We start from the raw sequence: 25202 nt of genomic DNA on the forward strand, positions 1-25202 counted from the left end.
GGGCACAAGAAAGATCCCGTGACCTTTGTCGCCAACGTGACACCGGGTCGTGACCGCCCCGCCCGGTACGAACCGGGTCGCCGCAATCGGCCGTTACCGTTACGTTCCGTCACCTTCGTGGCAAGGATGCCGGGTCGGTCCGCGCGGCCGTCCGGCCCGGTTCGGGGCCCGGGCCCCGAACCGGATCGGATCAGGCCCAGAGCTGGCCCTCCAGCGCGTCCTCGGCGTCGGAGAGGGTGCCGCCGTACGCCCCGGTCGAGAGGTATTTCCAGCCGCCGTCGGCGACCACGAACGCGACGTCGGCGCGGCGGCCGGCCTTGACCGCCTCGTGCGCCACCGCCAGCGCCGCGTGCAGGATCGCCCCGGTGGAGAAGCCGGCGAAGATCCCCTCCACCTCCACCAACTGCCGGGTACGCAGCACCGCGTCCCGGGTCCCAACCGAGAAGCGGCGGGTCAGCACGCTGGCGTCGTACAGCTCGGGGACGTAGCCCTCGTCGATGTTGCGCAGCCCGTAGACCAGCTCGCCGTACCGGGGCTCGGCGGCGATGATCTCGATCTCCTCGACCTTCTCCCGCAGGTACCGTCCGGTCCCCATCAGGGTGCCGGTGGTACCCAGCCCGGCCACGAAGTGCGTGATCGTGGGCAGGTCGTGCAGCAGCTCGGGACCGGTCGTCTCGTAGTGCGCCCGGGCGTTGCCCTGGTTGCCGTACTGGTAGAGCATCACCCAGTCCGGGTGTTCGGCGGCGATCTGCTTCGCCGTCGCCACCGCCTGGTTCGAGCCGCCGGCCGCCGGCGAAAAAATGATCTCCGCGCCGTACATCCGGAGCAGCTGCACCCGCTCGGTCGAGACGTTCTCCGGCATCACGCAGACCAGCCGGTAACCGCGCAGCTTCGCCACCATGGCCAGCGAGATCCCGGTGTTGCCGCTGGTCGGCTCCAGGATGGTGTCACCGGCGCGGAGCCGGCCGTTCCGTTCCGCCTCCCGGACCATGAACAGGGCCGCCCGGTCCTTGATGCTGCCGGTCGGGTTCCGGTCCTCCAGCTTCGCCCAGAGCCGCACCGGCGGTGCCCCGTCGGGCACCACCGGCGACAGGCGGGGCAGCCCCACCAGCGGAGTACCGCCGCACGCGTCGAGCAGGCTCTCGTACCGCGTCATGGCGGCCTGCTCAGCGGGCCGAGGCCGCGGAACCGTGCCCGGCCACCGCCGAGGTCGCGGCGCTGTGCCCGGCCACCACCGAGGTCGCGGCGCTGTGCCCGATGATCGCCGCTGCCGCGGCGAGGCCGAACGCGCCACCCGCGACGGCCGGCAGGATGGTCACCGTGTCCCCGTCGGAGAGCTTCGCGTCGAGCGAGCCGAGGAACCGGACGTCCTCGTCGTTGACGTAGACGTTGACGAAACGGTGCAGCGCGCCCTGGTCGGTGATCAGTCGGCCGCGCAGGCCGGAGTACCTGCTGTCCAGGTCGGACAGCAGGTCGCCGAGCGAGTCGCCCGACCCCTCGACGACCTTCGCGCCGCCGGTGTAGCTCCGCAGGATGGTGGGGATACGAACTTCGATGGCCATGATGGACATGCTCCTTGTGACGTGTGGAGTCGGGGAACGACGGATTCGGGGGAACGGACTACGGATCGGCTGCCGGATCCCGGAGGATCAGCTGCCCGAACACTCGTAGTCGACCGTCGTCGGGCTCTGCCCGAACATGTACGACTGGACCGCGTTCGGGTCCACCCTGGCGTCGACGACCCGGACCGGCTCCTCGGTCACCACACCGTCCACGATCCGGAACGAGCGGATCTCCTCGGTCTCCGGATCCCGGGTCGAGACGAGCAGGTAGTGCGCGTTCGGCTCACCGGCGAAGGAGATGTCGGTGCGGGACGGGTACGCCTCGGTCGCGGTGTGCGAGTGGTAGATGACCACCGGCTCCTCGTCGCGGTCGTCCATCTCCCGCCACAGCCGCAGCTGTTCCATCGAGTCGAACTCGTAGAACGTCATCGACCGGGCGGCGTTCACCATCGGGATGTGCCGGGTCGGGGTGTCGGAGCCCACCGGTCCGGCGACCACGCCGCACGCCTCGTCCGGATGGTCCCGACGGGCGTGCGCGACGATCGCCTCGACTATCGACCGGTCGATGCTCAGCACGACGCCCAGCCTACCGCCTGTCCGGCCGACCGCGCCCGGGCCGTCTCGGCTCCCGGGAGTGGCCGACCTCACCCGGTGTCCGCCGGCCATCGGGGTCGCGATGTGGCAGAAAGGGAAAGTTGACATTCGGGGGCCCGTACCCGGTGCAGAGTGGGGCGGGAAACCCGAGACTGAGGAGGCAACGCGATGAAACACCGCCGCATCGGTGACACCGAGGTGAGCGCGATCGGGCTCGGCGCGATGCCGATGTCGATCGAGGGGCGTCCGGACGAGGACCGCTCCGTCCGGACCATCCACGCGGCACTCGACGCCGGGGTCACCCTGATCGACACCGCGGACGCCTACCACCTGTACGCGGGTGAGGTGGGACACAACGAGACGCTGATCGCCCGGGCTCTGGCCAGCTACGGCGGGGACAGCTCCGGGGTGCTGGTCGCCACCAAGGGCGGGCACCTGCGTCCCGGCGACGGCAGCTGGACCATCGACGGCTCGCCGGACCACATCAAAGCCGCCTGCGACGCGTCGTTGAAGCGGCTCGGGGTGGAGGCGATCGGGCTCTACCAGCACCACCGCCCCGACCCGAAGGTCCCGTACGCCGAGTCGATCGGCGCGGTCCGGGACCTGGTCGACGCCGGCAAGGTCCGGCTGGCCGGCATCTCCAACGCCAACCCGGACCAGATCCGCGAGGCCCGGGAGATCCTCGGTGACCGGCTCGTCTCGGTGCAGAACCAGTACTCCCCGGCGTTCCGTTCCTCGGAGCCGGAGCTGGAACTCTGCGACGAGCTGGGCCTGGCCTTCCTGCCCTGGTCACCGCTGGGCGGCATCGCCCAGGCCGGTGAGCTGGGCAACCGGTTCGCCCCGTTCGCCGAGGTGGCCGCCGCCCGTGGGTTCAGCCCGCAGCAGGTCTGCCTGGCCTGGATGCTGGCGAAGTCCCCGGTGGTGATCCCGATCCCGGGGTCGAGCCGGCCGGAGACCATCCGCGACTCGGTGGCCGCCGTCGACCTCACCCTCGACGCCGCCGAGCTGGCGACGCTGAACCAGACGGCCTGACCGGTCGGGAAGGGGCCCGTCCTGGCGTTCCGGACGGGCCCCTTCCCCACCGCGCAGTGCACGGCGGCCGCTCAGTGGTCGACGATCAACGCGCGGAGCAGGGACTCCTGCAGGTAACCGAGGTAGGCGTAGACGGAGAGCTGGAAGACCCGGGTCGAGGTCGGGTCGTGCAGCACCGCGTCGTCGAGTTCGTCGCCGAGGTCGGTGTCGGCGGAGATGTCGAGGCGTACCCCCATCGCCAGCCGGGCGTCGTTGAGAGCGCGCAGCCACGCCTCGGCCGCCTCGCCGTCGAGGCGTACCTCCCCGCCGGTGGCCGGCGGCAGGGCCGCCAGTACCGCACCCGCCTGGTCGATCTTGCCGGTCTTGAGATCGCCCTCGGTGTACCGCCGGAACTCCGCCGACTCCTCCGGATCCTCCGGGTAGGTGTCCGGGAAGAGCCGCCCGACAACCGGGTCGGAGTGGTCGAAACCGTCGGTGAGCAGCCCCACCACCTCGGAGGCGACCTTGCGGAGCACCCGTACCTCGTCGGCGGCGAAGGTCGCCACGCAGTGCTCGCCCTGCCGGCGGAAGGTACTCACGCGCGCTCCACGGTCGCCCACAGCCCGTACGCGTGCAGCCGGGACGCGTCGTGTTCCATCCGCTCCCGGGCGCCGCTGGAGACCACGGCCTTGCCCTTGTGGTGCACGTCGAGCATCAGTTTCTCGGCCTTCTCGTGGCTGTAGCCGAAGAGTTTCTGGAACACCCAGGTCACGTACGACATCAGGTTGACCGGGTCGTCCCAGACGATCGTCACCCATGCCCGGTCGGTGACCGGCACCTCGTCGGTGTCCGGCGTTTCGACCGGTGCAACCTGTGGAGCCGCCATGCCCCCCATCGTGCCACCGTCGGCGCCGAACCGGAGAATCGACGCCCGGCCGCGTCGCGACGCCCCGTCAGCGGCTGCCCGAGTGGCCCACCACACCCCGTCGCCGACCACCGGATCCGCCGGTCAGCCGCGCAGCCGGCCGTGCCGGATCGCGTCGGTGAGGACCACCGTGAGCGCGGCACGGACTGCCTCGAACCGTCCGGTCACCTCGCGGGACACTTCCAGTTCGATCTCCCGCAGTGCCCGCTGCAGCCAGGAGCGGGCACTGCCCGGGTCGGCGTGTCCCGGCTCCCGCCAGTATCCGTAGCACTCCCCGCGCAGGCCGAGCCCGAGCGGCGGCAGGATCGCGGCGGCGGTGCAGCCGGGATAACTCGCCGGGGCCCGGGCGGTGCCGGCGGCGTCGACCGGCTCGATCGCCGCGGTCCGACCGAGCAGCAGCACACGTGGGGGTGCCCCGCCGCCGGGCCGGTCGGTCAGCGCCTGGCCGACCGCAGCGGCGGCACGCAGTCGTACGGCGTCGTCCGGCTCCTCGCCGAAGACCAACCCGAGCGACTCGCCGAGGATCCGGTCCACCTCCGTGTCGCAGGCGGCCATCACGTCCAACGCCAGCGACTCCAGCTCACGGTCCAGGAATCCGGGAAGCCCGGCGACCCCCGCCCCGTCGACGATCTCCTGAACGCCGCGCAGGTGGATGCTTGCCGCCTCCAGGGCGATCTCCCGACGGAGCCGGTGTGTGCAGGTACGGACCCGGCGGTCCAACCGGTCCGCCCAGCCGGTGGCGGACGCCTCCGGCGCCACCCGGACGGTACGCCCGAAGCCCGGCACCACCGGCGGGACCCGGCTCGCCCGGCGCAGCCCCTCCGCGCTGGCCCAGTCGACCAGGGCCCGGCGCAGGTAGGCGGGGTCGGCCGGGTCCAGGTCGAGCCAGGACAGCCCGGCGAGCGCCGGCACCCGATCGACGAGTTCGGCCCGCCGCCGGTCGACCTCCGCCCAGTACGCGGCCAGGGCGGCACCGCCGTCGTCCCCGTCCACCACCTCACCGACAAGCACTTCCCCGCACGCGGCCGCCGGCGGCGGCCAGGTGTCGTCGCCGCCGGGGGTGCCGACCAGGAAGATGGCCGCCTCGCCCGCCACCTCGCCGAGCAGTTCGACGTCGGCGGGGGTGACCTGCTGGTCCGCCGGAAGGACGAACAGCAGGGCGCCGCCGCGCCGGACGGTGTCCCGGACGATCCGCCGGCCGGCCACCCCCAGGGTCTCCGGATCCGGCGTGTTGACCAGGTGGAAGTGCCGGAGCAGCGGCTCCGGCCCGGCCAGGTCGATCCGGCGCGGTGGACGCCCCGGTGCCTCGCCGGCCAGCCCGGGCACCTGGACGGTGACGTCGAGGGTCGGCGCGTACCGGAAGACCTGGAAGCTCTCCGGGGGCAGCCGCATCGCCGAGGGGGTGACCGTGACCCCCAGCAGTCCGGCGAGGACCGCCCGGCGGTCGGCGCCGGCCGGGCCGACGGCGACCACCGCGAGCGGTTCGTCCGGGGCCGGCGGCACCGCCGGGTGCCGGCGCGGCACCGCCCGGGGTACGGCGACGTCGCCGAGCAGCTCCGACTCTGCGCCGGACCGTTGCGGCACCGCCGCGGCGTGTGGCGACGTCATCGGCGCTCCCACCTTCCGATCGACCAATCCACCCTCGACGATTCGGTCGATGCGACATCCGCCCGAATGCCGGAACGCTATGTGTCGATGCCCACACGCTGCGAGTATCCACGGTACTCATTGCCTCATCGATGAACTACTCAAATTCACTCCGTCACGGGACGGGCGCAGCTGCCCTTCGGTCTATATGCTGCCCCGATGGGGCGGTGGAGGTTCGTTGGCAGGACGGATGAACTCAGCCGACTGGTGAACGCCGCCACCAGTCCGGGAGGCCGTGGCCTCTTCGTCAGCGGCAGCGCCGGCGTCGGCAAGAGCCGACTGCTCGCCCAGAGCCTGGAGCAGCTGCCCGCACTGGGCTGCGCGGTCTGGTCCGCGTCGGCCAACATCGCCACCGCCGGCATCCCGTTCGGTGGCCTGGCCCAGGTGCTGCCGGCCGACCAGCCGGCCGGGCTCACCCCGGCCGGGATCATGCGCTGGGCCGTCGACGCACTGCACCAGCAGGCGGCGGGGCGACGGATCGTCATCGGCATCGACGACGCCCACCTGCTCGACCCCTCCTCGGCCGCGCTGGTCTATCTGATCGCCCGCTCCGACAACGCCACCGTGCTGGGGACGCTCCGCAGCGGCGAGCCGGTGCCGCTGCCGATCCGGGCGCTGTGGACCGACGACCTGGTGGACCACGCCGAGCTCGAACCGCTCGGCCTGGGCGAGACCGACGACCTGTTGACCGCGATGCTCGGCGAGCCGGTCGACGGACCGTCGGCGGACCGGCTGCACCGGCTCTCCGCCGGCAATCCGCTGCTGCTCCGTGAGCTGGTCATCGCGGCGCAGACGAGCAACGAGCTGAGCCGGGCGTACGGGCTGTGGCGGTGGACCGGCCGCAGCCACCTGCCGCCCAGCCTGGACGACCTGGTCGACGCCCGGATCGGCCAGCTGGAGCAGGGCGTCCGGACGGTGGTCGAGCTGGTGGCGATGGGCGAGCCGATCGGGCTGGCCCTGCTCACCCGGGCCACCGACCACGCCGACGTGGAGGTCGCCGAGGAACGGGGACTGATCCGGGTCGTCACCCACGACCGCCGCTCCGACGTACGCCTCGCCCACCCGCTCTACGGCGAGGTGGTCCGGCGGCGCTGCCCGGTCACCCGGACCCGTCGGCTCAGCGCCCAGCTCGCCGACCTGGTGGAGGCGGTCGGCACCCGACGCCGCGACGACCTGCTCCGGGTCGCGGTGTGGCGGCTCGACTCCGGCACCGCCCAGGATCCGGCCCTGCTGCTGAAGGCGGGCGCCCAGGCGTTCAGCCAGTTCGACGTACCGCTGGCCGCCCGGCTGGCCCGGGCGGCGCTGGACACCGGCGGCGGTTACCAGGCCGCCGAACTGCTCGCCACCATCCTGATGTTCGGCGACCGGGCCGCCGAGGCGATCGGGGTGCTCGACGCGGTCACCGACCAGCTCACCTCGGAAACCCGCCGGGCCCGGTGGCTGACCGTGCGCGGCATGGTCTCCTACTGGGGGCTCAACCGGGAGTCCACGGTGGCCGAGATCGCCGCGGACGCCGGGCGGCTCACCGACCCGGCGGACCGGGCCCGGGTGGTCGCGTTCGAGGCGATCATGCGGCTGCACCGGCTGGAGTGCGCCGAGGCGCTGCGGCTGAGCCGCTCGGTGCTGGACCGGCCGGCGGCCACCGTCGCCGCCCGGGGACTGGCCCGGTGCACCATCGCCCACCTGCAGGCGGCCCGGGGCGAGCTGACGCTGAGCGGCCGCGCCGTCGAGGGCGTCGCGGCCGAGGCGGCACAGTGGCGGGCCGACATGCCGTACCTGCAACTCGCCCTGGAACTGGCCCGGGGCACCCGGCTCGCGCTCGCCGGCGACCTGTCCGGGATCGACGCCATCGTCGCCGCCGAGTTCGCCGACCTGGCCGACGCCGGCGACTTCCGGCTCGGTTCCGGCTACCTGTCCATCCTGCGCGCCCAGGCGGCCCGGCTGCGGGGCCAGACCGGGGAGGCACTGCGGACCAGTCTCGGCGCCTGCGCCGTCCTCGCCACCAGCCAGGTCTTCGCCGGCCTCGCGCACGCCGAGCGGGCCCAGGCGGCGGCGATGCGCGGCGACGTGGACTCGGCGACCGAGGCGATGGCCGAGTCGGACCGGGCGCACAGCTCCGGGATGGCGATCCTCTACCCCTGGCTGGAGCAGGCCCGGGCCACCGTCCAGGCGGCCACCGGGGACGTCGCCGGGGCGGTCGGTCTGCTCCGGGATCTGGTGCACCGGCTGCAGGGTGACGGGTTCGCCGGGCACGAGGTGCTGGCCCTGCACGACCTGGTCCGGCTCGGCCGGGCCGACGTGGAGGTCGGCGAGCCGACGATCACCGGTCGGCGGCAGAGCGTGGCGCAGCGGCTCTCCGAACTGAGCGAGACCGTCGACGGGCCACTGCCGTCCCTGATGGCCCGGCACGCCCGGGCCGAGTACGCCCACTCCGGCGACCAGCTGCTCGCCGTCGCCGACGCCTTCGCCGAGCTGGAGCTGAACGTCTTCGCCGCCGAGGCCACCAGTCGGGCGGTCTCCCGGCTGCGCGCGGCCCGGTCGGTCCGGTCCCACGAGGCGAACCTGCGGCTCGCCGAACTGCTGCGCCGCTGCGACGTACTCCGGACCCCGGCGCTGAGTGTCCGGCAGCCGGCGCTGACCGACCGGGAGCGGCAGATCGCCCGGCTGGCCGCCCGGGGTCTGGCCAGTCGCAACATCGCGGAGCAGCTCTATATTTCGACCCGGACGGTGGAGAACCACCTGCAGCGGGTCTACAACAAGCTCGGCGTCACCGGTCGCGGCGAACTCTGGCCGGCGCTGCGCTCGATGCCCGAGCCCGAGGCCGACCCGGACCGCTGAGCGACACCGCCCGACCGGGCACGCTTAGGCTGGCCTGGTGCACAGTTCCCATCCCGCCCTGCTCACCGACCACTACGAGCTGACCATGGTCAGCGCGGCGCTGCGGGACGGCACCGCCGACCGGCGCTGCGTCTTCGAGGTCTTCACCCGCCGACTGCCGACCGGCCGGCGGTACGGGGTGGTCGCCGGCACGACGCGCCTGGTCGAACTGCTCCGCGACTTCCGGTTCGACGAGGCGGAGGTGGCGTTCCTCCGGGACACCGGGGTGGTCGACGAGCCGACCGCGAGGTGGCTGGCGGACTACCGGTTCACCGGCGACATCACCGGCTACGCCGAGGGGGAACTGTACTTCCCGAACTCGCCGATCCTGACCGTCTCCGGCACCTTCGCCGAGTGCGTACTGCTGGAGACCCTGACCCTGTCGGTGCTCAACCACGACTCGGCGGTCGCGGCGGCGGCGGCCCGGATGGTCACCGCGGCCCGCGGCCGTACGCTGATCGAGATGGGTGCCCGGCGGGCCCAGGAGGCGGCCGCGGTGGCCGCCGCCCGCGCCGCCTACCTGGCCGGCTTCGGCTTCACCTCGAACCTGGCCGCCGGGCGGCGCTACGGCATCCCGACCGCCGGCACCGCCGCGCACGCCTTCACCCTGCTGCATGACGACGAGCCGGCCGCGTTCGCCTCCCAGGTCGCCGCGCTGGGCCGGGACACCACCCTGCTGGTCGACACCTACGACATCGCCCAGGGGATCCGGAACGCGATCGCGGTCGCCGGGCCGGAACTGCGGGCGGTCCGGATCGACTCCGGCGACCTGTCGGTGCTGGCCGGGCACTCCCGGGAACTGCTCGACTCGCTCGGCGCCACCGAAACGAAGATCATCGTCTCGGGTGACCTCGACGAGTACGCGATCGCCGCGCTCGCCGCCGAACCGGTCGACATGTACGGCGCCGGCACCGCCGTGGTGACCGGCTCCGGCGCGCCGACCGCCGGGCTGGTCTACAAGCTCGTCGAGGTCGACGGGCGGCCGGTGGTCAAGCGCTCCGAGCACAAGGCCACCGTCGGCGGCCGGAAGACCGCGGTACGTCGGCACAAGCCCAGCGGCACCGCCACCGAGGAGATCGTCGTCCCGCAGGGCGCCCCGGAACCCCGCCCGCACGACCGTGCCCTGCAGCGCCCGTACGTCGTGAACGGCGAGCCGGTGGACGGTCTTCCCACTCTCGCCGAGTCCCGGGAGCACCTGCGGCAGTGCCTGATCTCCATCCCCTGGGAGGGGCTCAAGCTCTCCGCCGGGGACCCGACCATCCCGGTCATCGTGCAGACGTAGGTCTGCCACCATCCGACGAGCTGAGAGGGAACGGGACCGATGAGCCGAGCGCTGATCGTCGTCGACGTACAGAACGACTTCTGCGAGGGAGGGTCGCTCGCCGTCGCCGGCGGCGCCTCGGTGGCCGCCGGGATCTCCCGGCTGCTCGCCGCCGAGCCGGACCGCTGGGACCACGTGGTGGCGACCAAGGACCACCACATCGACCCCGGTCCGCACTTCAGCGCGGAGCCGGACTTCGTCGGGTCGTGGCCCCCGCACTGTGTGGTGGGCAGCGACGGCGCCCAGTTCCACCCCGACCTGGCGACCGACCGGGTCGAGGCGGTGTTCCACAAGGGCGAGTGGCAGGCCGCCTACTCCGGCTTCGAGGGGGCGGCCGAGGGGGCGGAGAAGCTCGCCGACTGGCTCCGCCGGCACTCGGTGGAGAGTGTCGAGGTGGTCGGCATCGCCACCGACCACTGCGTCCGGGCCACCGCCCTGGACGCGGCGCGGGAGGGTTTCGCGACCAGTGTGTTGCTCGACCTGACCGCCGGGGTCGCCGAGGGCACCACCTGGGCCGCGCTCGACTCGATGCGCGAGGCCGGGGTCACCCTGCACGGCACGCCTGTGCTCGGCACCCCGGGCACGTAATCCGGTTGCGGGTCGACCGTGCCCGACCGGCAGGATGAGCAGCCGGAGGTACGGAGCCCAATGAATCTAGCCCCTTACCGGACAGCGCTCGCGCTGCCCGGTGTCCGTTCCCTGGTGCTGGTCGCCCTGGTGGCCCGGATCCCGGCCACCATGACCGCGGTGACCCTCACCCTGTACGTCGTGCTCCACCTCCACCGAGGTTACGGCGCGGCCGGCCTGGTGGGGGCGGCGCTGACCGTCGGCAGTACGGTCGGCGCCCCGCTGCTGGGGCGGCTGGTCGACCGGCGCGGACTGCGGACGATGCTGATCCTGGCCACCCTCGGCACCGGCGTCTTCTGGATCACCGCACAGTCGATGTCGTATCCGGTGCTGCTCGGCACCGCCCTGCTCGGCGGCCTGGTCAACCTGCCGGTGTTCGGGGTCGTCCGGCAGTCGCTCGCCGCGCTCGTCCCGGAGGCGCACCGCCGACCGGCGTACGCGTTGGACTCGATGGCGGTCGAACTGTCCTACATGGCCGGTCCGGCGTTGGCGGTGCTGCTGGTCACCTCGGTGTCGCCCCGGGCCGCCCTGGTCGCCGTCGGCACCGGCCTGGTGCTCGCCGGGGTGGCGCTCCTTGTCCTCGACCCGCCGGTCCGGGCCGGGGACGAGCCGGTCACGCCCGGCCGTCCGCCCGCCCGCCGGGAGTGGCTGACCCCCCGACTGCTCGGGCTGCTGGCCGCCACCGCCGCCACCACACTGGTGCTGGCCGGCACCGACGTCGCCGTGGTGGCGGTGCTGCGGGACTCCGGCCAGGTCGCCTGGACCGGGTTGGTGCTGGCGATGTGGGGCGCCTCCTCCCTGGTCGGCGGTTTCGCGTACGGCGCGGTACGCCGACCGCCGTCGGCGCTGTACCTGACCCTGCTGCTCGGTCTGGCCACCGTGCCGGTCGGCCTCGGCGGCGGCCAGTGGTGGGGACTCACACTGGCGTTGTTACCGGCCGGTCTGCTCTGCGCCCCGTCCCTGGCGGCCTCCGCCGACGCGGTGAGCCGGCTCGCCCCGGCCGCGGTCCGGGGTGAGGCGATGGGACTGCACAACTCGGCGCTGACCACCGGGATTGCGCTGGGCTCCCCACTGGCCGGTGCGGTGATCGACGTCGCCGGCCCGTCGTGGGGTTTCGCGACCGCCGGCCTGACCGGCGCCGGGATCGCCCTGGCCCTGATCCTCGTCAGGCTGTCACGGCGCGGGTCGGCCACGCCGGTGACCGGGCACGCCACCCCGGCCACCGTCGACCGCTGACCGACGCGACAGTCGGCCCGCACGCCTTTGCCGCACCCCCGGTGTCCACACTGGCACGTCGGGATCCCCGACATCGGCCGACCCCGGTACTCTGCCCCGGGCGCGACCCGGTTTTGTCGGTGCCGCTGACTAACGTTCCACGCGTTCCCGGCCGGGCCGGGGGGCTTTCCACGCTCCGCACCGTCGTACCCTGCCCGTCTGGCGCACGGCCGGCGGCGGTGCGGAGATCACCAGTGACGGAGGGGTCTACCGGTGGGTTGGCTGTCGGCGGGCGAGGCGTACGAGGTTTCGCTGATCGAGGGCAGGGTCGTCGCCCGGTCGGCCGCCCGCAGGGGTTCCGGCCGCCCGCTGAAGTCCCTGCCCAAGGTGCTGCGGGACCACCCCGAGGTGGATCGGCTGCGTCAACTCACCGAATGGCTCGACCGACACACGGTCGCGTGCCGCGCCCGGGTCGACTCCTGGATGGTGTCGTCGGTTCCGGTGCCCACCGTGTTGCTCGCCCGGGTCTGGCCCGATCCCGCCTGGCAGGAGGCACTGCGCGACCTGGTCGTACTCGGTGACGACCCGGCGGTGCCCGGCTTCCTGCGCGACGTCAGCACAGATGGCCTGCTGGGGGTCGTCGACCTCGACGGGGAGAGCCGGCGACTGTCGGCGGAGACGGTACGGCTGCCGCATCCGGTGCTGCTGCCGTACCTGGCGGACCTGCGGGAGTTCGCGCTGGAGCTGAACCTGACCCAGCGGGTCGACCAGCTCCTGCGGACGGTCTGGCCGAAGCCGGCGCAGGTCGGCGAGCGGGCGACCGAGGTGTCGGACTTCCGCGGGGCCAAGCTGGGTTCCCGGAGCGCGCTGGTCGCCAGGGCGACCTCGCTCGGTTGCCAGGTGTCCGGCTCGGTCGTCACCTGCCGGGTCCACGAGGCGGGGCGCACGGTCGAGGCGACCGCCTGGCTGGACGGGGACTACTGGTCGGACTGGACCATGGGCGGTCTCTCCTGGCGGTTGCGGGACGGCCGGCAGTTACCGCTACCGGAGGTCGGTCCGGTGGCCTGGTCGGAGGGGATCCGGATGGCCGCGGCACTGACCGGCGGCCAACCGGCCGATGCGGAGAAGGGTGCGTGACCCCGGTGGCGACTGAGCTGGAGGAACTGCTGGCGGCCGGCGCGGTGCTACCGCTGCCGAACGGTCCGGCCGGTGGGACGGGCAACGGTCCGGCCGACGGAACGGACGACGCTCCGGCCGACGGAACGGGCAACGGTCCGGCCGGCGGAACGGACGACGGTCCGGCCGACGGGACAGCCGACAAGCTGACGGTGCCGCTGACCGCCCGCACCTACCGGCATCCGGTGCTGGACGACCGGCCGGTGGTCCGGCTGGTCGCCGCCGACCTGGGCACCGGGGAGGACGCCACCGCCGAGTTCCTCGGCCTGCGCCGGGTCGACGAACCCGTACCGGTCGGGCTCGGGCAACGCCAGTCACTCGGGTTCCCCGAGTGGGTGCTGGTGCACCATCCGGAGGAGGGCCGGCAGGCCCTGGCCATCGTGCCGGAACTCAGGCGCATCGCCGACCAGGCACGCAGCAAGCCGAAGCAGGCGGTCGAGGCGTACCACGCCCTCGCCGGCCGGCTGGCCCGGTCCGTACCGCATTTCCTGCCCACCTTCTACGAACAGGCCGGCCGGGTCCTACTCGCCGAGCAGGAGGAGTCGTACGCGGGACAGCTGTTCAACCGGGCCCGCAAGGCCGAGGCGGAACACGGGCTGCCCGTCGACCCGGACCGGCTCGACGAGGTGTACCTGGAGTTCGCGCTCGCCGGGGCGCTCTCCGCGACCGCGCTCGCCGGATACGCCAAGGAACTCGCCGCACGGCTGCCCGCCGGCGAGGCGCTGGACCGCTTCTGCGGGCTCTCCGTACGCGGGGTCGCGGCCGGACTGGTGCCGGCGGCGACGCTCGCGACCACCGTACGTCGGCTGGTCCGCAACGCCGAGAAGGCCGGCGACCGTGCCGGGGCCCAGGCGCGCGAATTGGCGTACCTGACCGACCTGATCAGCCTGCCCGCCACGCTCGGGGCGACCGCCTGGTGGAAGGCGCACCTGCCGGACCTGGTCCGACTGGCCGAACACGACCGGAGTGTGCGGGGCACGCTGCTGAACCTGATGCCCCGCGACAACGACGAGGCGCTGCCGCAGTGGCTGGAGGTCCTCACCCGGACCGGCGCCGTCGAGGGGCTCGTCGATCCGACACTCCCCGCCGACCAGCGCCCGGCGGACGGGACGGCCGGCTGGCTGGGGCGCTTCCTCACCGCCCGGTACGCCCACCGCTACCGCAGGCCGGATCCGCTGCCCGAGTTGGACACGCTGATCGTCCGGCTCGCCGACCAGGTCCGCCGGGAACTCACCGCGTCGCGGACGTCGCTCGGGTTCGTCCCCGATCTCGACCTGATCGACCTGCTGCTGTCGCTGGGGATACCGCTGGACGGTCCCGACGACAAAAGCGTCGACCTGCGCGCCTGGGCCGAGGGCAAACAGCCGCGCGACCTGTCCGGAGTCGCCGGCGACGAGCGGTACCGTGTCGCGCTGATCCGCTGGCTCGGTCAGCCGCAGGAACACAACCGGCTTGTCATCCGGCTGCTCGCCGAGCGGCCCGGCAGCCGGCCGCTGCTGGCCGGCCGGGTCCGGGAGTGGGCCCGGGGGTCCGCGACGGCGGCGCTGCCGGACCTGTACGACACGGCCGAGCGGCTCAAGGCGTTGCCCCGGGAGGCGCTGGCACTGGCCCCGGACGAGGTCGCCGCCGCCACCCGACCGGATCTGGTCGGCCACGTCGTCCGCACCCTGCGCGGCGGGCTCTTCGACGAGTTGGGGTGGCCGGCGTGGGAGGAGGCGCTCGACGACGTCGTCGGCCCCGGTGCCTACCAGCGGCGGATCGTCGCGGACGCCTGGCCGCACCTGGTGGTCGCCGGGCCGACCCGGGCCCGGGTGATCGACGCGGACGGCACGCTGCTCTGCCACGACCTGCGCATCCCGCCCGGCGACTCCCCCTGGCGCGACCCCGGGTTCCGCTACGTCGACGGGGAGCTGCTGGTCTACTGGTACTCCCAGCAGCACAGCTACGAGCTACGGGGCTACTGGCACCTGTCCACGGTGCGCGATCCGCAGCCGATGCAGGGCGACCCGCGCCAGGACGACACCGTCACCCTGCCGCTGGCCGGCGGCGGCCGCACCACCGGATCCGGCGTGCTGCACGTCGGCGACACCGAGGTGCCGCGCGGGCGGAGTTTGCTCAGCGACGGTACGTCGTACTGGATCGCCCGGCACGACACCCAGGGCGCCCGGTGGCTCGAGTACGACCCGGTCAGCGGCGAGCACGGCCGGGCGAGCCTGCCTGCCTTCCTCGCCGACGCGCTCGCCGACGCTCCGGCCGGGAGCTCTCTCGACACGTCGAGCTGGCTGCGGCCCGCGCCGTCGGCCCGGGTGTCCCCGCTCGGCGTACCGGTCGACGGGCTGCTCGGCTGGCGGGTGGTGCGGCTCCCGGACGGGTCGACCCGCGGCGAGGACCTGGCCGGCCGGCGGGTCACCGTGCCCGACCGCCGGCTGCCGGTCGGCGCGCTGACCCTGCCCGGCGACGACCGGCCCCGGGCGCTGCTCGCCGACCACAGTCTGGTCGACCCGGACGGGGTGGTCACGGCGGTGCTCGGGTCGAGCAAGGCCTACTCCCCGACGACGGTGCCGATGCCGCCCCGGGCGTACTGGCACCAGCTGCGGGCCCGCGACCCGGAGGGTTCCGCCGCGCTGCGCCGGATCGACCGGGAGACGGTGGGGGCGCTCGTCAAGGCGGCCCTCGAACAGGAGGCGACCCGGCAGGTCCGGGAGAAGGCCCGCCAGCCGCTCTCGAAGGAGGAACGCCAGGCCGCCGACGTCGAACTGACCGAACTGGTCCGCGCCGCCATCCCGCAACTCAACCACGAGGCGCTGGTGGCCGGGGTGCTCGGCGTACTGCGGTTCGCGATCGCCCGGCAGAACACCTTCGACAGTCTGACCGACCGGCTGCGGGCGGCACCGGCGGGGAGCCGGGAGGAGCCGGTCACCGGCCCGGACGACCAGGAGCTCTCCGCCGCGCTGGACGGGCTCGGCGTCCGGCACCTGAGCACGGCGACGGCGAAGTCGACAGTCCAACAGTTCCGTACGCTGCGCCGGGCGATCGCCGCGACAGCGCCGGATCCGCGGCCGCAACTGCACCTCGACGGGACCTCCCTGCCGACTCCGGTGCTGGACTGGCCGGCCACGCTCGGCGACTCCGCGGCGTTCGCCTACCGGGCGGCCGTCGCGACCACCCCGCAGCCGGCCCGGGACGCCCTGTGCGCCCTGCTCGCCGAGTTGGACGCGCTCGACCTGGTCACCGTCGGCGACCCGGCCCGCTGGCGGCGGCTCACCCTGCACGTCGCGGCCCAACACCTGAAGCGGCCCGACGGCAAGAACCGGGCCGGCCACTGGCGGGCAGTCCTGCCGGTCGCCGCCGGCACGTTCCTCGCCTGCCACAACTACCAGCAGTCGGGGGCGGCCACCCCGGGGTACCTCTTCCACACGCTGTACCACGACCCGTCCGGGGCGTTCGAGGTGCCGGCGCCGTACACCGTCCTGGACTCGGCGTCGGTCGGCGACAACCGGCCGGCGGGCTGGGTCTCGCGTTTCCTCGCCGAGTACGCCGCGCGCGGGCCGCTGCCGTGGCAGCCGGCGGCGGTCGACCGGTTTGTCGAACTCACCGGCGTCACCCGGGCGGTGGCCACCCTGCTGCTCGCCGGGCTGCCGCTGGTCGACACCGGTGCCGCCCTCGACGCCGAGACCCGCAAGCTGCTGAACCTCAAGACCGTCGAGGTCGGGTACGCCCGCCGGCAGCTCCACACCCTCGCCCCCGACTTCCGGCGGGCCGTGCTCGCGGCCCTGCTCCCGGACGATCCGGCGCGGCTCTGGACGGACGGCCCGGACGTGGCCCGGGCGGCGGAGGTCTGGGTCGCGCTGCTGGGACGGCGGCCGGCCATCCCCGAGCTGCTGCTCGCCGAGGCGGTGAAGGAGGTCCAGGTCGGCTGGGGGCCGCAGCAATCCCTGCCGGCGCTGCTCGAACCGGCGGCCTCGCCGGAGCTGAGCACCGACCTGACCTGGACGGTGCGACACAACCGGGTCGAGCCGGTGGACCAGCAGGCGCGTGGCTTCACCGCCGAGATCCTGGTCGGCATGGTCGCCACCGCGGCCTGGGTGGCCCACCACACCGCCGTCGGTGACCCGTTCCGTGCCGCGCTCCCCGCCGCGTTCGCCGCGCTCCGGGACCGGCTGGCCAACCCCGACCTGCTGTTGAACCTCGGCCGCTACGTCTGGCTCGACGCCTTCCGACAGGTGGCGGGCAGTCCGACCGAGACCGGCAGCGGCTGGGAGCGGTACGGCGCCGTCGTCCTGGCGACCGCCAACAACCGGCCCGACCCGGGTGTTCTGGTGGCTCTGCTCGACGAGACCGGCACCGACCCGTTCCTGCCGGCGTTGCGCGGCGGGTCCCAGCAGATGTTCCCGGTCGAGGCGGCGTTGTGGCTGGTCCGCGACGCCGGCTTCGCCGCCCTGGCCGTCGACCCGGGTGATCCGGTCGCCGGTGGCCGGGATCCGGACGGCACCTGGTGGCCGCAGGATCCGACCCGCTCGGTGCCGGATCTGGTCGCCGAGGTCGCCGCCGCACACGGTTTCGGCCCGGACGCCGCCGCGACGTACCTGATGCTGCTGGCGATGCCCGATCCGACCGACCGGAACGTGGCCCGGTGGACCGGGTGGAAGCCGGCCCGGCTCAAGGCGGCCCGCGCCGAACTCGGCGGCACCGACCTGGTGGTCTCCGCCACCCGGGCCCGGGCCGGGCGTTCGCTCTTCCTGCCCGGCCCCTGGTTGGACAACCCCAGCCCACGGCTGCCGATGGAGCAGTGGAAGCAGCCGCTGTTCACGATCCCGGGCCAGCCGCGTCCGCCGTTCGACACCAACCTTCCGCTGCGACCGGCGGCGGAGCTGTACCGGCGGGCCTGGCAGCGGCTCCGCGACGGGGACATGCCCCGGCTCGAGGAACTGCGCAACCCTGCCCGGGGTCGCCGCTGACCCGCCCGGACGGCCCGGCCCGGCGACCGCAGGGTCGCGCACCACACCGGACACCAGCCTGCGTACAGACCCAGAACCTGTCCAGATCACGAGCAGTGCCTGCCCCGATCCACGAGCAGAAAGAGACCAGGGACCCGCGGTGACCACGACCGAACAGAGCACGAGCACCCCGATCGCCGCCGGGCCGGCGACCGCCGACCCGGCCTGGCAGATCCTGCCCGCCGAGATCCGGTACGCCACCGAGTTGGCCTTCCTCGCCGCGTACGACGACGGGCCCCGACCGCCGGGCTGGGCACTGACCCCCCGGGCCGTGGTCACCTTCGTCCAGGGCAGCGGCGGTGAACCGCTCACCCTGCCAGCCGACCGGCGGACCGCCTCGGACGGCGCCGACCTGCCCGACACGCTGGTCGTACCGGCGAAGTTCGTCGGGGACCGGGCCCTGGTCGAGCGTTGTGTGGTGACCCTGGCCGGCGAGCGCGGCCTGCTGCTGGTCGGCGAGCCGGGTACCGCCAAGTCGATGCTCTCCGAGCTGCTCTCCGCGGCGATCTGCGGCACCAGCGCGCTGACCGTGCAGGGCACCGCCGGCACCACCGAGGACGCCTTCCGGTACGGCTGGAACTACGCGCTGCTGCTCGCCCAGGGCCCGACCCGGCAGGCGCTGGTCGAGTCGCCGGTGCTCACCGCGATGCGGACCGGCCGGGTGGCCCGGGTCGAGGAGGTCACCCGCTGTCTGCCGGAGGTGCAGGACGCGCTGGTGTCGATCCTCTCCGACCGGCGGATCAACGTGCCCGAACTCGCCGACACCCCGGCCGGGGTGATCCCGGCGGTGCCCGGGTTCAGCGTGATCGCCACCGCAAACCTGCGGGACCGGGGCGTGTCGGAGATGTCCGCCGCGCTGAAGCGGCGGTTCAACTTCGAGACGGTGCCGCCGATCGCCGACGCGGCCACCGAGATGGCGCTGGTCCGCCGGCAGGCGACCGCCGCCGTCGAGCGGGCCGGTGCCGGGTACGCGGTCGACGACGCGGTACTCGACGCCCTGGTCACCGTCTTCCGGGATCTGCGGGCCGGCCGGTCGGCGGAGGGCTGGGACGTGGAGCGTCCGGGCACCGTGATGTCCACCGCCGAGGCGGTGCAGGTCGCCGCCGCGCTCGGCCTGGCCACCGCATACCTCTCCTCCGGAGATCCGCTCGACCTGCTGCCCGGGCATCTGCTCGGGGTGGTCCGCAAGGACGACGAGGCTGACCACGGCCGGCTGGTCGGCTACTGGGACGGTCCGGTACGTCGCCGGGCCGAGGCCGGTTCGCCGATGTGGCGGCGGCTCTGGGACCTGCGGGAGACCCTTCGGTGACGACCACCACCGCACCGGCCGACCCTTCGGTGACGACCACCACCGCACCGGCCCACCCTTCGGTGACGACCACGGCAGCGGCCGACCCGAGGGAGTCGCTGGCCACCCTCGCCGGGTCGACAACGCCGTACCTGATCGGGGTACGCCACCACAGTCCCGCCCTGGCGGCGGTGGTACCGGCGCTGCTCGACGCCGCCGTACCGGACGTGCTCTGTGTCGAGCTGCCGAGCGATTTCCAGCGGTGGCTGCCGTACCTGGCCGATCCGGCCACCCGGGCACCGGTCGCGTTGGCCGGGGTGCGCGGCGACGGTCCGCTCGGCTTCTATCCGTTCGCCGACTTCTCCCCCGAGCTGGCCGCGATCCGCTGGGCCCGGGAGCACGGCGTCGAGGTGCGCTGCTGTGACCTGCCGCTGGCCGACTCCGGCTGGTCGGGCGCTCCGGCCCTGCCGGTGGATGGCCCGACAGACGGGCCGGTGGACGGCCGGGCGGATGCTCCGCTGGACGAGCGGCCGGCCGCGACCGGTTTCGCCGCCGCGCTGGCGGCCAGCGGCACCGGTCGTGGCAATGACGATCTGTGGGACCGGGCGGTCGAGGTACGCGCACCGGGTTGTTCCGCCGAGGCGGTCCGCCGGGCCGCCCTGGGGGTCGGCTGGGCGATGCGTCAGGACGCGGAGACCGGCGTCGGCGTACCGGCCCGGGATCTGGCCCGGGAGCGGCACATGCGCGAGGTGATCGCGGCGGCGGCGTCCGGCGGGCGACGGGTCGTCGCGGTGGTCGGCGCCTTCCACGCCCCCGCTCTCGTCGAGCCGTCTCCGGTCACCCCGACCGGCGTCACCGCCACCGCCACCGTCGACGCGGCGAACGGCAAGCCGGTCACCACCGACCCGACGAAGGGCCACCCGACGAACGGCGGCCCGACGCCGGTCGCCGACATCGCCTCGACAACCGGTACGACGATCCGCACCACGGCCACGGTCGACCCGCGGACCGATCCGACGGTCGACCCGACCGACGGCGGCACGGTCGCCACGTCCCTGGTCGCGTACGCCTTCGACCTGCTCGACTCCCGTTCCGGCTACGCGGCCGGGATCCGCGACCCGCGCTGGCAGCAGGCGGTGTTCACCGCCGGTGGCGACCCGGAACGGGTCCGGCAGGCGGCGGCGTGGGCGGTCACCGAACTGTGCCGGGCACTGCGCTCCGCCGGGCACCCGGCGGGCACCGGGGAGGCCACCGAGACCCTGCGGATGGCCGAGGACCTGGCCCGGCTGCGCGCCCTGCCGGCGCCCGGTCGGGGCGAGCTGTTGGAAGCGGTGACCACCGTGCTGGGGCAGGGTGAACTGCTCGGCCGTGGTCGTGCCCTGGCCCGGGCGCTGGAGTCCGTCCTGGTCGGCACCGACCGGGGTCGGCTGGCGCCCGGCACGCCCCGCTCCGGGCTCGGCCCGTCGGTCGAGGCGGAACTCGTCGCGCTCCGGCTGCCGCACCCCGACGACCCGGCGCCCCGGGAGCTCCGGCTCGACCCGCTCCGCTCCGCACTCGACGGTCGGCGCGAGACCCTGCTGCGCCGGCTCCGGATCTGCGGCATCCACTACGGTACGCCGGTCGAGGTCGCCGGGGTCGGGGACGGGAGCGCCCTCAGCACCCGGTGGCGGGTCGCCTGGAACCCCGCCATCGCCGCGCTGCTGGACCTGGCCGGGGTGCGGGGCGTGACCGCCGCCCTCGCCGCGACCGGCACGCTGCGGGAGCGGTTCCGTCAGCAGGTTGCCGAGGGTGGACCGACGTGTGCGCAGGTCATCGCCGGCCTGGAGGACGCCGCCCGGGCTGACCTGCCGGAACTGGTCACCGACCGGCTCACCCTGGCCGTCACCGTCCTGCCGGCCGCCGCCACGTTGCCTGAACTGCTCGCCGCGCTCGACCTGCTGGAGGCGTTGCGCCGACAGCACCTGCCGGGCACCACGGTGGAGAGCCGGAGCCAGGCCGCCGACCTGGCGGTGGTGCTGTTGGACGCCGCCATCCGTGGGCTGCCCGGGCTCGCCGGCAGCGACGATCCGGCGGATGCCGCCGCACTCGTCGCGCTCGCGCTCCGGGCCGGCGAACACCGGATCGGTCTGCGTCTCGACGACGCCCTGGACCGGCTCGGGCGGAGCGGCGCACCCATCGTGCAGGGAGCCGCGCTCGCCGCCCGGGTCCTGCTCGACCTGGACGGCCCCGACGTGCTCGGGGTCCGGGTCGCCGGCTGGGTCGACGCCGGCACGAACCCGGACGCCCGCCGTCGGCTGCACCGGCTGCTCAGTGGTCTGCTCACCGCCGCCGGTCCGCTGCTGCAGTCCGCCCCGGTCGCGCTCGACCCACTGCTGGACCGGGTCGAGCAGCTCGCCGACCGGGACTTCCTCGACCGGTTGCCGGCGTTGCGGGGCGGCTTCGACGCCCTCTCCCCCGCCGCCCGGGACCAACTGCTGGAGACGGTCACCGAACGCCTCGGTGACCGGATCGAGTTGACCCTGGCCGCCCCGCCCGGCCTGCTGGCCCGCTGGGCCAGCGCCGACACGGCAGGCTGGGAGGCGCTCACCGCCCTCGGCATCCCGGTCCCCGCCCTGGCCGCGGCCGGCTCCACCCCGACCGTCGCGGGGTCGACCGGCTCCGACCCCGGCGACTCCGCCGTCGTGGCCGAGTCGACCGGTCCGGCCGAGCCGGCGACGGGGTCCGACGGTTCCGCCGTACGCCGGTTCAGCCCGGCGGACCGGTGGCGGCTGCTGCTCGGCCGCGAACCCGACCTGCTGCCGGAACACGCCCGCCGGCACGCCCACGCCCTGGACGAGCTCTACGGCGCGGGCCGGGGCGAGGGTGCGGCCGGAATCGGTGGCGGTACCGGCGGCTCCGGCGGCGGTCAGGGCGCCTCGTTCCCGACCGCCCGGGAGTGGGCCGACGAACTGGAGGCACTGTTCGGGGCCGGGGTCCGGGAGGAGGTGCTGGCCCGGGCGGCGGAATCCGGTCGGGCCGACGTGCTCACCGAACTCGACCCGGCTTCGGTACGCCCCTCGGTGGAGCTGCTGACCACGGTTCTCTCCCTCGCCGGTGGCCTTCCCGAGCAGCGGCTGGCCCGGCTCCGGCCGCTGGTCCGGCGGCTGGTCGAGGAACTCACCCGGCAGCTCGCCACCCAACTGCGGCCCGCGCTGACCGGCCTGGCCACGCCCCGACCGACCCGACGTCCGGCGGGCCGGCTCAACCTGGACCGGACCCTGCGGGCCAACCTCGCGCACGCCCGGCGGCTGGACGACGGCCGCATGGTGGTGATCCCGGAACGGCCGGTCTTCAACACCCTCGCCCGCCGGCAGGCCGACTGGCGGCTGGTGCTTGTCGTCGACGTCTCCGGTTCGATGGAGGCCTCGGTGGTGTGGTCGGCGCTGACCGCCGCCGTGCTGGGTGGGGTGCCGACCCTGTCGACACACTTCCTCGCGTTCTCGACCGAGGTGATCGACCTGTCGGACCGGGTTGCCGACCCGCTCTCGCTGCTGCTGGAGGTCCGGGTCGGCGGCGGTACGCACATCGCCGCCGGGTTGGCCCACGCCCGTTCGCTGGTCACCGTGCCGAGTCGCACCATCGTCGTGGTGGTCAGCGACTTCGAGGAGGGCTACCCGCTCGCCGGCCTGCTCGGCGAGGTGCGCTCGCTGGCCACCTCCGGCGTTCACCTGCTCGGCTGCGCCGCGCTCGACGACCACGGGGTGCCGCGGTACTCGGTGCCGATCGCCCAGCAGCTCGTCGCGGCCGGCATGCCGGTGGCCGCACTCAGCCCGCTTGAACTCGCCCGCTGGGTGGGCGACCGGCTCCGCGGAGGAACCCATTGAGCACAGCCACGGTATCCGCGCCGCCCGCCGGGTCGGCGGAGCACGACCCGGTCGTCCTGCCGCCGGTGGCACCGGAGCTGGTCGCGGCGGTCACGGGCGCGCTGCCTTCCCGGCTCCGCGGCCGGCTCGACACGGCTGTCGAACGGATCGGCGGTGCGCCCCGCCAGGGCAGCCCGGACGGGATCCTGGTCGACTGGGGGCCGGAAACCCGGGTGCTGCTCGTACCCGGGCCGAACGGGACGGTCACCGAGGCGGACCAGGTCCGGTGTAGTTGTCTGCTGGCCCCCCGCTGCCTGCACCGCGCGGCGGCGCTCGCCGCCTGCCCGGTGGCCGACCCCGTCGCGGCGCCGGCGTCGACCGCCACCAGCGGCGCCGAGGACCGCAGCGCCGAGGACCGCGCCGCCGGCGAGGACGGTACGGCTGACGTCGGCTCGACCGGCACCGGTCGGGCCGCGTCCCGGACCCGGGCCCGTACCGGTGCCGGCCCGAACGCCGCCCAGCGTGCGGCGGCGGCCGGACTGTGGCGGGCCGCGGCGGCGGTGCTCGCCGCCGGCGTACCCGGTTCGGGAGCGGTGCTCCAGGCGGAACTGCTCCGGGCGGCGCACAGCGCCCGGCTGGCCGCGCTGCCCCGCGCGGAGGGTGCCGCGTTGCGGGTGGTCCGTGGCCTGCGGGCGGCCCGGGACCGGCGTGCCGACCATCGGCTCACCGACCTGGTCCAGGAACTGCACGACCTGCTGCTCACCGCGGGCCGGCTCGCCGCCGGTGCCACCGACCCCGGCCTGGTCGGGATCAGCCGCCGCAGCTACCGGCCCGGCGGAAACCTCCGGGTGTACGGGGTCTGCCGCGAGCCGGTGATCAGCGCCACCGGTTATGCCGGGGTGGTGACCCACCTGCTCGACGACGAGGGCCGGTGGTTCTCCGTCTCCGACGTACAGCCGGGTGAGCCGGGACGGGCGCTGAGTGTCGCCACCGCTCCGGTCGACCTCGGCCCGGCCGGGGTCAGCCATGCCCGGCTCGCCCGGGCCGGTCTCCTGGTCACCGGCACCACGGTCTCACCGGACGGGCGGCTCGGCTCCGGTCGTGGGGTACGGGCCACCCCGGTCACCGGGCCGGGCTGGTCGGCCGGCCCGCTGGGGCAGCTCTTCGCCCGTCCGCTGGCCGAGGTGGTGAACGCCCAGCTGAACGCCGCCGAGGCGGGTACGGGCGACGACCCGGTCGGCGGGCCCGAACAGCTCGTCGGCGCCGACCTGGTGGTCATCGGCGGGTACGGCGACCACCTCCTGGCCCGGGAACTCTCGCCGGTTGCGGTGACGACAGCCACGACCGCGGAGCCGTCGGCGACCACGGCCACGTCGGCGGGACTCTCGGCAACGGTGGGGGCAGCCGGATCGGACCAGCCTGTGGCAGCGGTGGAGCGTAGCGCCACCGGCCCGCTGATCCGGCTGATGCCGGTCAGCTCGCATCCGACGTTGGCGCACCTGGCCAACCTGCGCCGGCTGGCGTCCCGGCCCGGTCTGCGGATCCGGGTGGTGGCCCGGCTCGACACCGGGCGGGCCAGCACGCTGCGGCCGCTGGCGGTCGCCCCGGTGCCGGGCGCCGAGTCGACCCTGCGTCTGCCGGACGACTGGCAGGGCCACGCCGACCTCGGGTACGACGTACTCCAGAACGGGCATCTTCCGGCGTCGCAGCCGGTGCTCCCGGACGCACCGGTCGGTGGCTCCGGGCCGGACCCGGTGGGCGACGCTCCGCTGTGGCGGGTCCGGCGGCTGGTGGAGTCGGCGGTCGCGGGTGGCCGGCAGGCGATCGCCGGCCCGGCCCGGAGCGCTGGTTCGGGTTTGGCCGGACTGTTGCGGCGGTCCGGTTTTCCGATGGCCGCCGAGCTGGCGACCGCGTTGGTGGCCGAGTCGGAGCGGCAGGGGCGGGACGCCTTCGGCCGGGTCGTGGATGCCGATCCGGACCGGTACGCCTGGGCCTGGGTGGCCGCCGCCACCCAGCTCGCCGCCACCGAACGGGCGCTGGTCCGGGCCTCCTGGAACGACGACCCGCCGGTCGGCTGACCCCCCGACAGCGGCGCTGAAAAGCCGCGCGGCCGGTACCCG

General features: G+C 74.3%; 16 protein-coding genes. 10 read left to right on the forward strand and 6 right to left on the reverse strand.

Annotated elements, in window-relative coordinates; all coding sequences use genetic code 11:
- Positions 1 to 190 precede the first annotated feature (190 nt).
- From ABGB05_RS22230 to ABGB05_RS22240, 3 genes are all read right to left on the reverse strand, one after another.
- Positions 191 to 1156 carry a pyridoxal-phosphate dependent enzyme gene (locus tag ABGB05_RS22230; RefSeq protein WP_347655387.1) on the reverse strand — a complete coding sequence of 322 codons (966 nt, stop codon included), beginning with the start codon at positions 1154 to 1156 and terminating at the stop codon, positions 191 to 193.
- A gap of 10 nt (positions 1157 to 1166) precedes the next feature.
- Positions 1167 to 1562: a MoaD family protein gene (locus tag ABGB05_RS22235; protein ID WP_347655388.1), complete on the reverse strand. Its 396-nt coding sequence runs from the start codon at positions 1560 to 1562 to the stop codon at positions 1167 to 1169.
- Between the two features lie 87 nt (positions 1563 to 1649).
- Positions 1650 to 2138 carry a M67 family metallopeptidase gene (locus ABGB05_RS22240; protein WP_347655389.1) on the reverse strand — a complete coding sequence of 163 codons (489 nt, stop codon included), beginning with the start codon at positions 2136 to 2138 and terminating at the stop codon, positions 1650 to 1652.
- A 186-nt stretch (positions 2139 to 2324) separates the two neighbouring features.
- Here ABGB05_RS22240 and ABGB05_RS22245 point away from each other — a divergent pair, with 186 nt between their 5' ends.
- Complete coding sequence (locus ABGB05_RS22245; RefSeq protein WP_347655390.1) at positions 2325 to 3188, forward strand: aldo/keto reductase; 864 nt, start codon at positions 2325 to 2327, stop codon at positions 3186 to 3188.
- A gap of 71 nt (positions 3189 to 3259) precedes the next feature.
- Here the strand turns inward: ABGB05_RS22245 and ABGB05_RS22250 are convergent, their stop codons facing one another.
- From ABGB05_RS22250 to ABGB05_RS22260, 3 genes are all read right to left on the reverse strand, one after another.
- Positions 3260 to 3787 carry a DUF2017 domain-containing protein gene (locus ABGB05_RS22250; RefSeq protein ID WP_347655391.1) on the reverse strand — a complete coding sequence of 176 codons (528 nt, stop codon included), beginning with the start codon at positions 3785 to 3787 and terminating at the stop codon, positions 3260 to 3262.
- Entirely contained in the window at positions 3763 to 4053 is a 291-nt protein-coding gene (gene clpS / locus ABGB05_RS22255) for an ATP-dependent Clp protease adapter ClpS (RefSeq protein WP_331213031.1), read from the reverse strand. Before clpS ends, ABGB05_RS22250 begins: the two co-directional genes overlap by 25 nt.
- Before the next feature lie 123 nt (positions 4054 to 4176).
- Positions 4177 to 5700, reverse strand: coding sequence for a hypothetical protein (locus ABGB05_RS22260; protein WP_347655392.1), 1524 nt, complete (start codon positions 5698 to 5700; stop codon positions 4177 to 4179).
- A gap of 198 nt (positions 5701 to 5898) precedes the next feature.
- Between ABGB05_RS22260 and ABGB05_RS22265 the strand changes: the two genes are divergently transcribed.
- The 9 genes from ABGB05_RS22265 (at position 5899) to ABGB05_RS22305 (ending at position 25160) form a co-directional block, all read left to right on the forward strand.
- A complete protein-coding gene (locus ABGB05_RS22265; RefSeq protein WP_347655393.1) occupies positions 5899 to 8577 on the forward strand; it encodes a LuxR C-terminal-related transcriptional regulator in 2679 nt (892 codons plus the stop codon).
- 37 nt (positions 8578 to 8614) lie between these two features.
- Positions 8615 to 9898: a nicotinate phosphoribosyltransferase gene (locus ABGB05_RS22270; RefSeq protein ID WP_347655394.1), complete on the forward strand. Its 1284-nt coding sequence runs from the start codon at positions 8615 to 8617 to the stop codon at positions 9896 to 9898.
- Positions 9899 to 9937: 39 nt separating this feature from the next.
- A complete protein-coding gene (locus ABGB05_RS22275) occupies positions 9938 to 10525 on the forward strand; it encodes an isochorismatase family protein (RefSeq protein ID WP_347655395.1) in 588 nt (195 codons plus the stop codon).
- Between the two features lie 60 nt (positions 10526 to 10585).
- The gene (locus tag ABGB05_RS22280; protein WP_347655396.1) at positions 10586 to 11800 is read left to right on the forward strand and encodes an MFS transporter; all 1215 of its coding nucleotides are present in this window, start codon (positions 10586 to 10588) and stop codon (positions 11798 to 11800) included.
- Between the two features lie 252 nt (positions 11801 to 12052).
- Positions 12053 to 12916, forward strand: a complete 864-nt coding sequence (locus ABGB05_RS22285) for a DUF4132 domain-containing protein (RefSeq protein ID WP_347655397.1) — start codon at positions 12053 to 12055, stop codon at positions 12914 to 12916.
- A 5-nt stretch (positions 12917 to 12921) separates the two neighbouring features.
- Entirely contained in the window at positions 12922 to 17913 is a 4992-nt protein-coding gene (locus ABGB05_RS22290) for a hypothetical protein (RefSeq protein WP_347655398.1), read from the forward strand.
- Positions 17914 to 18052: 139 nt separating this feature from the next.
- On the forward strand, positions 18053 to 19261 hold the full coding sequence (locus tag ABGB05_RS22295) for an AAA family ATPase (RefSeq protein WP_347655399.1): 1209 nt from the start codon (positions 18053 to 18055) through the stop codon (positions 19259 to 19261).
- Positions 19258 to 23103: a DUF5682 family protein gene (locus ABGB05_RS22300; RefSeq protein WP_347655400.1), complete on the forward strand. Its 3846-nt coding sequence runs from the start codon at positions 19258 to 19260 to the stop codon at positions 23101 to 23103. Before ABGB05_RS22295 ends, ABGB05_RS22300 begins: the two co-directional genes overlap by 4 nt.
- A complete protein-coding gene (locus ABGB05_RS22305) occupies positions 23100 to 25160 on the forward strand; it encodes a hypothetical protein (protein ID WP_347655401.1) in 2061 nt (686 codons plus the stop codon). Before ABGB05_RS22300 ends, ABGB05_RS22305 begins: the two co-directional genes overlap by 4 nt.
- Positions 25161 to 25202 lie beyond the last annotated feature (42 nt).

Origin of the sequence: Plantactinospora sp. B5E13 (assembly GCF_039871775.1) — a bacterium.
Lineage (GTDB): Bacteria > Actinomycetota > Actinomycetes > Mycobacteriales > Micromonosporaceae > Plantactinospora.